The sequence below is a fragment of the Flavobacterium enshiense genome (genome assembly GCF_040750275.1).
GTDB lineage: Bacteria > Bacteroidota > Bacteroidia > Flavobacteriales > Flavobacteriaceae > Flavobacterium > Flavobacterium enshiense_B.
In genome coordinates this window covers 156,293-168,493 of sequence record NZ_JBDOCV010000022.1, presented here as the reverse complement: position 1 = coordinate 168,493, position 12,201 = coordinate 156,293, and the positions used below count along the sequence as shown (strand labels likewise).

Here is a 12,201-nt window from a genome sequence, read left to right as displayed (position 1 = left end):
TGTAAGAGTACCCGTAGCTGTTGCCGGTGGACAACCTCCGGTGGTCGTAACCGTATAGTTAAATGTACCCGATGCTGTAGGGGTTCCGCTGATTGTTACAGTGTTCCCTGTCCATGATCCTGTTACTCCCGCAGGTAATCCTGTTACCGTAGCGCCGGTAGCACCAGTAGTGGTCATCGTAATATCTGTAATCGTTGTGTTGATACACACCGTTTGGTTANNAGTACCCGTAGCTGTAGCCGGCGGACAACCTCCGGTGGTCGTAACCGTATAGTTGAATGTACCCGATGCTGTCGGGGTTCCGCTGATTGTTACAGTGTTCCCTGCCCATGATCCTGTTACTCCTGCAGGTAATCCTGTTACCGTANNCGTAATATCTGTAATCGCTGTGTTGATACACACCGTTTGGTTAGAACCTGCTGTGATTGTATTTTGCGGATTGACATTTACAGTGACTGTTGCTGTTGCCGTACAAGTTGCGGTAGTACCCGTTACGGTATAAGTCGTCGTAACAGCCGGATTTGCCGTAACACTCGCTCCGGTGGTAGCTGACAAGCCTGTAGCTGGCGACCAAGTATAAGTTATACCTGTACAACTACCGGCACAACTGGCGGTTAATGTAGTCGAACCGCTTGGACATATTGGATCAACCGAACTTGTTGCTGTAACTGTTGGAGGAGTCACACATGTACTTGCCGAAGCAGAGACCTGAATATTATAAGTACAGGAAGTTCCGGCAAAACCATCCAAAACAATTAAATAACATTGATTAGGGTTTGCTGTAAAAGTGTAATTATAATTAGTTGTAGCTCCCGGATTCTGACACACAAGAGAAGTGGCTGTACCTGCAGTAATATCGGCACAATTTGTTGTATCATCATAAATTGACAATTGCAATCCTTGTGTACTGTTACAAACCTGATTGTTAACATTTAAGAACGCGGTTTGCCCCGGGGTCCAGGTTGATGGAGCACACCATTGATACCAAACATTATTCTCAACACTCCCGGAAGCTGGATTTTGACATACGGATGGCCCATCTGCCGTACCGTCTGCATTAGTAGACGAATACGTAACATTATTAGCCAATACAAAAGCGCCGGAACAATTGTTGTTGCTGGCTGTATGAGCCACTGTACTCGTGATACAAGTTGCCACCCCATTAGCTGTTGGGTATCCTGAATAAGCTGCTGCCGACTGAGACACCATAATGTAATAGTTCTGTCCGGCAGTTAATCCCGTAACATTTACTGTACCGTTTCTCGGAATATCGGCACTACAAGCGATTTGTGTCAAACTACCACAAGTTCCGGAATATATCGCATAATCTCTCGTTTCCGCTGTTGTTGCTCCTGGCCCTGAATAATCCGTTAAATTGGTAATTGTAAAAGAAGTTGTAGTAGCCGTAACCATCAACCATTCCACGGGTTGAGACGTCTCGTTATCGGTGGTACAGGCTGGATTTAATGTAGATGTCCCAGACAAAGTTACCATAATACCATCACCCATTTCTGTCTGATAATGTCCGGCATATTGCATACCACTTGTATTGGCACAACTCGTATAAGGATATAACTGAATTGCATTACAAGGCGTGGTCCCCTGAGCCAAACTCAGTTGAAAACTTACAATACTAAAAATCAAGAAGAGTATTTTTTTTACCATAACCTATCTTTATTGGTTGATGAATTTCTCCACAACAACATATTCCTGTTGTTTGGTTTTATCAATGTTTTTAACAGTTTTTCTCGAAAAAACTTTGATTCTAGTTTTTTCATTAATCGTCAGATAGACAGTCTGGTCTTCTTTACGAATAGCCTCGATCTTTTCAAGAATCTCATTGGTTACCGCGATAGGTTCCATAGCCGTTTTCAAGAATTCAATCTGATACGTTCCTTCCAGTTTGTCTGCAAATTTTGCCTTCTCCTGAGAAAACAAAAGAGCAGGAACGAACAAAAACAATAGAATTAAACACCTCATTTTTTACGTTTTTTTGTTATTTTTTACACTTAATCGATGATTTTGTGTTTTTTATCGATTAGAACTGTCCTAATTTACAAAATTTTAACAAACATTATTAATACTTACTTTTTTTTTCCACAAATTAATAACTCAAGAAAACCCCATTCTAAAACCTTTGAACCAACAGAAAAGAGAATTTACAAATATGATTCTCAACACTTAAAGCTTTAAAACCGTTTTTTTTACCATTTAAAGAAAAAAAAAGGCCGAAACGTTTCTTATTCTTATATTTGAAAACATTTCGACACCATGAAATTAAACAACATAAAAAAGGCCTACTTTGCCTCCGATCAGCATTTTGGCGCTCCTACTGCTGAAAAAAGTTTCCCACGCGAACAAAAATTTGTTGCCTGGCTCGATGAAATAAAACAAGACGCAGATGTTTTATTCCTGCTTGGCGATTTATTCGACTTCTGGTTCGAATACAAAACGGTGGTTCCGAAAGGTTTCGTAAGGGTTCTGGGAAAATTGGCAGAATTGCGGGACAGTGGTATTCCTATCTATTTCTTTGTAGGTAACCACGATTTATGGATGTATGATTATTTTGAAAAGGAGCTCAACATTCCTGTCTACCACAAACCGAAACATTTTACGATTAACGGAAAAGAATTCCTCATCGGTCATGGCGACGGCTTAGGCCCCGGAGACAAAGGGTACAAAAGAATGAAAATGGTTTTTACCAATCCGTTTTCAAAATGGCTGTTCCGTTGGCTACATCCGGATGTCGGAGTTAAACTCGCTCAATACCTGTCCGTAAAAAACAAACTGATTTCCGGTAAAGAAGATGTAAAATATTTAGGTGAAGAAAATGAATGGCTGGTGCAATACGCCAAGAAAAAACTGGAAACCAAACACTACGATTTCTTCATTTTCGGGCACAGACATTTACCTCTCGAAATCATACTGCATGACAACTCAAGGTATTTCAATCTGGGTGATTGGATTGGGTATTTTACGTATGGGGAATTCGACGGCAACGATTTTCAGTTAAAACGCTATAATCATTCGTGAGTTAAATGACCGTCGCGCACAGTTTGTCCTTTCCAATACTGCATCAGAGCAAAGGCCCCAATGGCAGAAGAGGCCAATCCTTCAAACAATAAACCTACACAATATTGATAAATAGAAGGTGTCCCTCCAAACAAAAAAGCTTCTGACAAGGTTTTTATGTATTCCGCACCACCTCTGAGGTGAATATAAACATTCAGGGCGATCACACTCAAAATAACCCCAATAAAAGCCGTCATAGCTCCGGAGGTAAGATTATAGAGATAATCGTTATGACCGGCAAAAAGATTTGCCTTAATAGTACGGTTGATCCCATACAGCACAATAAAAACATTCAGGAATCTCATATAGAAGATGTCCGACCAGCCTAAAAACTCCATCAGAAGAAAATAAATTCCGATTCCGACAAAAATAATAACCCCGTTTCTGAATTCTTTTGAAGCAATCATAGCACTACATATTTTACAAGTTATTACTGCTTTTAAGAGAAAAATATTAAACAATTTCAAAAACCATTCAACATCTTTCACGTCCTTAACAAATTTATAAAATATTTACCAATGCAAATTACATAAACCCTTAATTATTAGTTAAATAACCAATATATCGGTTAGACGACATTACTCATAAAGGATCACCCAGTTACTGTGCCCGAAATAATTCCAGTCGGCAGCAGCCAAATCCACATTCGGATTAATTATCGGTTGCTGTGGTTTTCCATTAATGGATACCGAACAATTAACATAAACGGCAACCTCCTGATTTTTATCCCGATATTCGTTTCGAATACGCTGAGCCATTTGCCAAATCATATCAGGCTTGGCCGACATAGCCTGTTGCTGCTTAGGGGTCAGTTTTTCATAATACGGATAATAACGCTCCATATTCGTTTTTTTATCCACCACCTTAAACGCGACAAAACCACTGCGCTGTCGCAACATCATACGCCAACTCAAACGGTGTCCTTCTTCAGTCCACAAAACATCACCTTTAATCATCCAATGACGCAAAGGCAAGACAAGCTGAATCAAAAAATAAGGAATAAAAAACCAGTACAAGATGTTTCTGAAAGTAAAATTTTGTTCTCCTTCTTGTACAACAACGGAAGGCTTATGTTTAAAGAAAATCCTTCTGATGGTTTCAGGTTCATAAAAAAACACAGCAAAACTCAAGGCGAAATAAGGGAAAATCCCGATTTGCAAGGTAATGGAATTGAAAATGTGAAAAATCAGGGAAGCTATTAAAGCAAAAGTTCTAGTTTTTTTCCAAAGCAAAGCAGGCACGATCAACCCGTCAAATGCTATTCCGGAATAAGCAATAAAAAGATAAAACCACGGTTGTTTAAAAACCCCTGCTATGGTTTCGTTTACAGGTATTCCGGTAAACAAACTTTTGGTATAAGTCCCATCCAGCCAATCCGGATAAAATTTAGCAACGGTAGCAAAAAAATACACAATGGCAACCTGCGCAATCATTACCCAGGAACACCAAACCGGCATCGTGTGGCTTTTAAGAGACGGTTTCCGTTTGGCATCTAATGAAGCATAAGTATTCGCCGGCAAAAAAAGAAGGATCAATGCGACCAGCATCAACAAATAATAATGATTGTTGTACGATGTTTTTTGCATGAAATAAGTCCCGGACCATAATACCGTAAGCAACGCAAGACTCAAACGGTAACGAAAGCCAACCATCACCAATAAGGACAATATCCCCATCGCAATAAAATAACCATACATACCATATCCGGGAAGCGGTTGCAACCATTCCATGCCAATATGAGAAAAGGTAAATTGCGGTTTTATGAAATTTTCTTTAACCCAACCGGTAAGAATCGCACCAAAAGCTTCACAGGCGAAAAGAAAGCCGAAAAAAATTCTGAAAAGAATTAAGGGTGCATTATCAATCGGCCGAAAGGGGTTAATCCTCATCTATTTTACTTTTGAAATATAGTCTAATGATTGTTCTCTGTCTTTAATTAATTGTTCCTTCAGCATGTCAACCGAAGAGAATTTAACTTCACTGCGCAAACGTTCATGCAGCATTATCGTTAACGACCTGCCGTAAAGATTATCCTGAAAATTAAAAAAATGTACTTCTATGGATTTCGATTTTCCATCCAATGTAGGATTGTTTCCGATATTCATCATGCCATAAACCCGCTGCTGATCAATCTCGGCAGAAACCACATAAACACCGTCCTGTGGAATAAGTTTATACGTTTCTTCCACTTTGATATTTGCCGTGGGAAAGCCTATGGTTCGGCCGTTTTGCTTACCTGTCACAACGGTTCCCGTAAAAAAATAATCGTAGCCAAGGTATTTATTGGCCAAACTGATGTTTCCGGAATCCAGTGCCGTTCTGATTTTGGTGGAACTCACCGAAACCTCGTTGATTTCTTCGGCCGAAATTTGTTCCACTTCAAAACCGAATTGTTCACCAAAAGCAATTAAATCTTCGATGGTAGCCGAACGGTTTTTCCCGAAGCGATGGTCGTACCCGATTATAATTTTAGCAATGTTAAATTGTTTCACCAAAATTTCCGTCACGAAATCTTCGGCAGAAAGCTTCGAGAATTTCACATCAAACGGGTGCACTACCAAGTTAGCTACTTGTGCCTTTTCAAGTAAAAAAGCTTTTTCGTCTATGGTATTTAAAAGCTTAATCCCCGAATCCTGTTGCAACACCATCCTGGGATGCGGAAAGAAAGTAAGCACCACGGTTTCACATTGTAAAACAGCACCTGCATTTTTCAGTCTCTTTAAAATGGCCTGATGCCCTAAATGAACGCCGTCAAAAGTACCTAATGTAAGAACTGTTTTGGCGTTCGATTGAAACTCATATATGGATTGAAAAATCTTCAAAGTAATATTATTTGTGCAAAGATACTTATTGTTCCTTTATTTCAAACCCTGAAAAGTCATTAACCATTACATAATTTAATTAATTAAACATATTTTTTTTGTTAATTTTTTATTAATTCGAAAAAGAAAACTACTTTTGTAACAATCAACACTAATACCATTAACTAAAATGAAAAAAACTTTACTAAGCCTTTCGCTTTCACTTGCCTTTATCGGCGCCGTGAATGCACAAGCGAAAAAAGACTGGTCCGAGGTGAAGTCCGGCAACGACATTACAGTTGCAAAGACAGCACAAAGACAAAATTTCCCAGAGTCGTATTCGCTTTTCAAATTAAACTTCGAAAGCATTAAAACGAAACTTTATGCTGCTCAGGACCGAAGTGTATCCAATGCAAATTTCGTTACCATCGAAATTCCAAATGCAAAAGGTGCCATGGAAAAATTCAGAATGTATGAAGCTTCCAATTTTGATGCCGAGTTGCAACAACAATTCCCAGACATCAGAGCTTATGTGGGAGAAGGAATCGATGACAAATCAGCACAAGTACGCATGAGTATCAGCCCATTCGGCATCAGTACCATGACTTTCAGAGCTGACAAACCCACAGAATACATGGAAGTTTTCTCTGCAGACAAAACAACCTATGCTTTATACACCAAAGATTCAAAAAGCAGCAGAATCCCTCTGACTTGTTCAACTTTAGACGAGCATATAGCAACTGATTTAATGCACCAGGCTAATCAGTTAAACAATAACCGTTCAAGCGATTTAGTATTAAGAACATTCCGATTGGCAATGTCTGTTACCGGAGAATATTCTACCTACCACGGTGGCACTTTACCACAGGTTGTCGCTGCAGTTAACACTACAATGACACGTGTTAATGGGGTATTCGAAAAAGACCTGGCAATCCGAATGAATCTTATCGCCAACTCTACTAACGTAATGTACCTGAATGCTGGTACAGACCCATACGGAGCAACCGACGCCAATTACAATTCCGAACTTCAAAGCACCCTAACATCCGTTATCGGTGAAGCGAATTACGATGTTGGACACCTGATGTCTGCCATTGGAAACAACGGTAATGCCGGCTGTATCGGATGTGTTTGTACAAACGGACAAAAAGGAAGCGGATTCACGACCAGCACCGTACCTGTAGGTGACAATTTCGACATCGACTTTGTTGTGCATGAGTTGGGCCACCAATTTGGAGCCAACCACTCTTTCTCTTTCAGCAATGAAAACAATTCCGTGAATTACGAGCCGGGAAGTGGTGTAACCATCATGGGATATGCCGGAATTACCAGCTATGACGTAGCACCGCACTCCATTGACACTTTCCATGCCGGAAATATTGCGCAAATCCAAACCAACATGGCCGGAAAAACCTGTGAAACCGAAACCGCTATTACACATGGTGCTCCAGCTGTAAATGCAGGTGCTGATTATACTATTCCATTTAGCACACCGTTTACCTTAACAGGTTCTGCTACAGATACAGGCGGAGGATCATTAACGTATCAGTGGGAACAATATGACGACGCAGCGCTTGCAGCGCAATTAACAACGGGATCACCAGCTTCTCCTACCAAAGTAGCAGGACCTAACTTCAGATCCTATTTACCAACAGCATCCGGAGCAAGAACCTTCCCTAACTGGACAAGTGTTTTGGCATTAAGCCCAACAACTTTCGGAACTGAAATTATCGTTGAGGCGCTAAGCTCTGTAACAAGAACCTTAAACTTCCGATTAACCGTTAGAGACAATGCTGCAAATGGAGGACAAACCAATTTTGATGATGTTGCAATAACCGTCGCTAATAAAACAGCCTTGACCGTTACGGTACCAAACAATACCAGCTACCCGACAGGATCAACTCAAACCGTTACATGGACAGGAACTGGTGGAGTAAACGGCCACAACACTATCGCAGGTGCTACAAACGTTGACATTTTATTATCAACAGACAACGGAGCTACTTGGGGCTACACTTTAGCTACCGGAACTCCAAACGACGGTTCTGAAAGCGTAACATTACCTGCAGGGGTTAACGCGGTTTCTTGTAGATTCTTGGTTAGAGCAAGTGCTAACATTTTCTTTAATGTTTCACAAGCTTTCGCAATCGGTTATACCATTACAAATACTTGTAATACATATACCATCAACCCTAATGTTGCTATTCCAGACAACACTACATCATTCCTGACTCACGGTTTGAATGTTCCGACAACAGCCAACATTTCAGATGTTAACCTAGCCGTTAACCTAACACACACTTGGATTGCAGACATCACTGTTGCTGTATTAAGCCCTGGAGCAACTCAGGTTAATGTATTTAGCGGAGCTTGTACAAACAACGACAATATCAATGCTACATTTGACGATCAAGGCAGTGCCATTGTATGTGCTACCACTATTACCGGAAATGTTATCCCGGCGCAAGCGCTATCTGCATTTAACGGCCAGAACCCTAATGGTACCTGGACTTTTGGAGTTGTCGATTCAGCTGCTCAAGATACAGGAACAATTGTTTCTTATGCGTTAACAATATGTAGTCAGACTGTTACGTTGTCAACTGACAACTTTGGTTTAGAGAACTTCACTATTTATCCAAATCCAAACAACGGAAACTTCAGTGTACAATTTGATTCCAACTCAGGAAATGAAATCAAAATTGGTGTTCATGACATGAGAGGTCGTTTGGTATTTGAAAAATCATACCAAAACACAGGAACTTTCAACCAGAACTTACAATTAAACAACGTTCAAAGCGGGGTTTATATGGTAACTGTTCAGGATGGCGAAAGAAAAGAAGTTAAAAAGATTTCTGTCAAATAATTAACATAAATACTAACAAAAAGGAGGCAATTGCCTCCTTTTTTTATAACAAACAACACTTATTTAGTTGAAAATCAAAACTTTTTATATATTTGCCGCACTAACTAAAAAAACTAACCATGAAAAAAACGTTACTGCTTGTCTTCGCACTTGCGGTATCCAACGGGTATTCGCAGGCGGATAGGTTTTGGAGTTCTTCTAAAAAAAACAACATAGAAGTTTCCAAATCCGCAAAAAGGGACAACTTCCCAAAAGAATTTAAGCTTTACGACTTAAATCTTCAACAAATCAAACAAACTTTATTTTCGGTAAACGGTAAATCCGGAAGCGTAATCATCACCCTTCCAAATGCCGAAGGACAAATCGAACGCTTCCAAATGTTTGAAGCCTCTAACTTCGACGCTGAATTACAAGCTCAATTTCCAGAAATCAGAGCGTATAAAGGATATGGACTGGACGACAAATTAGCACAACTTCGCATAAGTATCGCTCCGGAAGGCATTCAAACGATGGTTTTCAGAACCGATAAAAAAAATGAATTCATTGAGCGTTATTCGGCTGATGGAACCACTTATGCTGTTTTCACTTCGTCTCGTAACAGAGGTGAAATTCCTTTCACGTGTTCAACCGATGACAAAGAAATTTTCAGCAATGTTTCCAAAACCGCTCAAACCTTAAAGTCATCAAGCGGAAAATTACTTACTTTCCGATTGGCCATGTCCTGTACCGGTGAATATGCGGCGTACCACGGAGGAACAGTTCCTTTAGTTATGACTGCATTCAACAATACGATGACAAGGGTAAACGGCGTATTCGAAAAAGATTTGGCCATTCACATGAACATGATTGCCAACACCTCAAATGTAATTTACCTTAACGCCAACTCGGATCCTTATGGCCCGACAGATGCGAATTACAATTCACAATTACAAAGCACTTTAACATCCGTAATCGGAGATGCCAATTATGATGTGGGACACCTTGTTTCAGCAATTGGCAACAACGGTAATGCGGGTTGTATCGGATGTGTTTGTGATTCCGGAAAAGGAAGCGGATACACTACCAGTACCGCGCCGATCGGTGATAATTTTGATATCGATTTTGTGGCTCATGAATTAGGACATCAATTTGGAGGAACACACTCGTTTTCCAACAGCAACGAAGGCTCAGGAACAAACGTTGAAGTAGGCTCGGGAGTTACCGTAATGGGATATGCCGGGATCACACCTTATGACACCCACTTACACTCCATTGATGTGTTTCACGCCTCAAATATTTCACAAATTCAGGCAAACATGGAGTCCAAAACTTGCCCGACTGTAACCAATTTAACACACGGAGCTCCTGTTGTAAACGCTGGCGCTGACTACACCATCCCAAAAAGCACACCATTTATCTTAACAGGATCTGCAACAGATTCTAATAGTGACCCTTTAAACTATGTGTGGGAACAAAACGATGACGGAGCAGGACAAACCGGTGCAAACAGTGGTGCCCGCATTAACAAGCCATCGGGACCAAATTGGGTTAATTACATCCCAAGTACAACCCCTTCCCGCTATTTCCCTAAATTAAGTTCCGTAATTGCTAATCAGGCAACTACTGCAGGTTTAGATGTTACTGCGGAAGCGCTAAGTTCCGTAGCAAGAACCTTAAACTTCAGACTTACAGCACGAGACAACAATGTTCTTGGTGGTCAGACCGGATTTGACGACATGACCGTTACTGTGAATGCCACAGCAGGTCCTTTTCTGGTAACCGCTCCAAATACAAATGTTTCATGGGCAGTAGGTTCAAACCAGACTGTTACGTGGGATGTAGCCGGAACAACTGCAAATAATGTAAACACAGCATTTGTAGACATTTACCTTTCTACTAACGGAGGAAATACCTATCCGATTTTATTGGCACACAAAGTTCCCAATGACGGATCCGAAACCATCACAATCCCGAACAATGTAGGAACAACCAACCGCATCATGATTAAAGGAAACAACCATATTTTCTTTGATATTTCAAACACCAATTTTGCCATTACCTCACCTGCAAGTACTTTCGGAATTGCTTTTAACGGACAGGTTGACGGTCAAAACAAATCGGTTTGTCAAGGTGCCAATGCAGTATTCACCATCCCTTATGCAACTTACGGCGGATTTAGCGGTACGACAACTTTTAACGTTACCGGAATTCCGGCAGGCGCGACGGCAACATTCGCACCAACCTCAATTTCAAGCAACGGAAATGTTACGTTAACCATCAGTAACACAAACGCTGCCCCTGTTGCACTATACAGCATGACTGTTACAGCTACTTCCGGAGCCATTACAAAAACTGCTCCATTGTATTTGGATTTAGTGAATTCCAACTTCGGAACACAAAACCTAACTTCCCCTGCAAATGCCGCTACGGCGCAAAGCACAACAACGGTATTAACTTGGGCTGTTAATGCTGCAGCAACGCAGTATGATGTTCAGGTAGCTACCGATGCAGGTTTCTCAACGTTAATTGCAAATACTACTGTTGCCACCAACTCTTATGCGGTATCCGGTTTAAGCGAAGGTACAACTTACTACTGGAGAGTTCGTCCTAAAAACACAGGATGTTCCGGAACTTTCAGCACAGCATTCACCTTCCTGACGGGGCAATCAAACTGTACTTTAAGCTATTCCAATAACTTATCCTTGAACGTACCTGACGGAATCGCAGCAAACTCTCCTGGCGCGGAAGTATCCAAAACCATCGTTGTTCCAGGAACCGTAACAGGCACTCTAAACGATGTAAATGTTACTTTATCATTTAACCATGCTTACATTGACGATTTAGTAGTTTGGATGTCACATCCGGACGGAACAAATGTATACTTATGGAACCGAAACTGTGAAAACGAATTCAGCAGTGTAAACGTAACTTTCGATGATGGAAATCCTTTTATTTCTGCAAGTTCATGTGCTGCTTCAACCGGAACTTTTTCGCCAAACACACCATTATCAGTACTAAACGGCAAAGTAGCAGCCGGAACCTGGACCTTACGCGCACGCGATTACTGGAATGGGGACACCGGAGCCATTAACAACTGGAGCATTAATCTTTGTGTGGCGGAGAACCTAAGCACTAACAATTTCGGTATTAGCGATTTAAAACTTTATCCAAACCCTAATCAAGGTACTTTCAACGTACAGTTCGATTCAAAATCCGGAAACGATATTAAAATTGACGTTTACGATATGAGAGGACGATTGGTTTTTGAAAACTCTTACAAAAATTCGGGCATCTTCAATCAAACCATTCAACTAAACAATGTACAATCGGGTATTTACCTAGTGAACATCCAGGATGGAGACCAACGAGAAGTTAAGAAAATCTCTGTTAAATAACATTATTTTTTTTCTCAGGAAAAGGCGTCAAATTGACGCCTTTTTTCTTTTAACACATTCATATTTGGTTTTTTATGAAAAATTCACAACT

At 40.6% G+C, this 12,201-nt stretch carries 7 protein-coding genes; 3 read left to right on the top strand and 4 right to left on the bottom strand.

The window, feature by feature from the left end; translation table 11 throughout:
- Positions 1-1,674: 1,674 nt before the first annotated feature.
- The gene (locus tag ABGT15_RS14545) at positions 1,675-1,980 is read right to left on the bottom strand and encodes a hypothetical protein (RefSeq protein WP_367232182.1); all 306 of its coding nucleotides are present in this window, start codon (positions 1,978-1,980) and stop codon (positions 1,675-1,677) included.
- A 291-nt stretch (positions 1,981-2,271) separates the two neighbouring features.
- Between ABGT15_RS14545 and ABGT15_RS14540 the strand changes: the two genes are divergently transcribed.
- Positions 2,272-3,033 (top strand): UDP-2,3-diacylglucosamine diphosphatase, encoded by a 762-nt coding sequence (locus ABGT15_RS14540; RefSeq protein WP_367232181.1) that lies wholly within the window; start codon positions 2,272-2,274, stop codon positions 3,031-3,033.
- Here ABGT15_RS14540 and ABGT15_RS14535 read toward each other — a convergent pair.
- From ABGT15_RS14535 to ABGT15_RS14525, 3 genes are all read right to left on the bottom strand, one after another.
- A complete protein-coding gene (locus ABGT15_RS14535) occupies positions 3,024-3,479 on the bottom strand; it encodes a hypothetical protein (protein WP_367232180.1) in 456 nt (151 codons plus the stop codon). The genes ABGT15_RS14540 and ABGT15_RS14535 overlap by 10 nt on opposite strands.
- A 171-nt stretch (positions 3,480-3,650) precedes the next feature.
- Positions 3,651-4,961: an HTTM domain-containing protein gene (locus tag ABGT15_RS14530; RefSeq protein ID WP_367232179.1), complete on the bottom strand. Its 1,311-nt coding sequence runs from the start codon at positions 4,959-4,961 to the stop codon at positions 3,651-3,653.
- The gene (locus tag ABGT15_RS14525; protein WP_367232178.1) at positions 4,962-5,894 is read right to left on the bottom strand and encodes a bifunctional riboflavin kinase/FAD synthetase; all 933 of its coding nucleotides are present in this window, start codon (positions 5,892-5,894) and stop codon (positions 4,962-4,964) included. It abuts the gene before it with no gap.
- 169 nt (positions 5,895-6,063) lie between these two features.
- Between ABGT15_RS14525 and ABGT15_RS14520 the strand changes: the two genes are divergently transcribed.
- Both ABGT15_RS14520 and ABGT15_RS14515 read left to right on the top strand, forming a co-directional pair.
- Entirely contained in the window at positions 6,064-8,736 is a 2,673-nt protein-coding gene (locus ABGT15_RS14520) for a zinc-dependent metalloprotease (protein WP_367232177.1), read from the top strand.
- A gap of 119 nt (positions 8,737-8,855) precedes the next feature.
- A complete protein-coding gene (locus ABGT15_RS14515; RefSeq protein ID WP_367232176.1) occupies positions 8,856-12,110 on the top strand; it encodes a zinc-dependent metalloprotease in 3,255 nt (1,084 codons plus the stop codon).
- The last annotated feature ends 91 nt before the right edge of the window (positions 12,111-12,201 follow it).

Excerpts from the sequence above, each read along its gene's own strand:
- ABGT15_RS14515 (WP_367232176.1), top strand. The coding sequence starts at position 8,856 with ATGAAAAAAACGTTACTGCTTGTCTTCGCACTTGCGGTATCCAACGGG.
- ABGT15_RS14545 (WP_367232182.1), bottom strand. The coding sequence starts at position 1,980 with ATGAGGTGTTTAATTCTATTGTTTTTGTTCGTTCCTGCTCTTTTGTTT.
- ABGT15_RS14520 (WP_367232177.1), top strand. The coding sequence starts at position 6,064 with ATGAAAAAAACTTTACTAAGCCTTTCGCTTTCACTTGCCTTTATCGGC.
- ABGT15_RS14530 (WP_367232179.1), bottom strand. The coding sequence starts at position 4,961 with ATGAGGATTAACCCCTTTCGGCCGATTGATAATGCACCCTTAATTCTT.
- ABGT15_RS14540 (WP_367232181.1), top strand. The coding sequence starts at position 2,272 with ATGAAATTAAACAACATAAAAAAGGCCTACTTTGCCTCCGATCAGCAT.
- ABGT15_RS14535 (WP_367232180.1), bottom strand. The coding sequence starts at position 3,479 with ATGATTGCTTCAAAAGAATTCAGAAACGGGGTTATTATTTTTGTCGGA.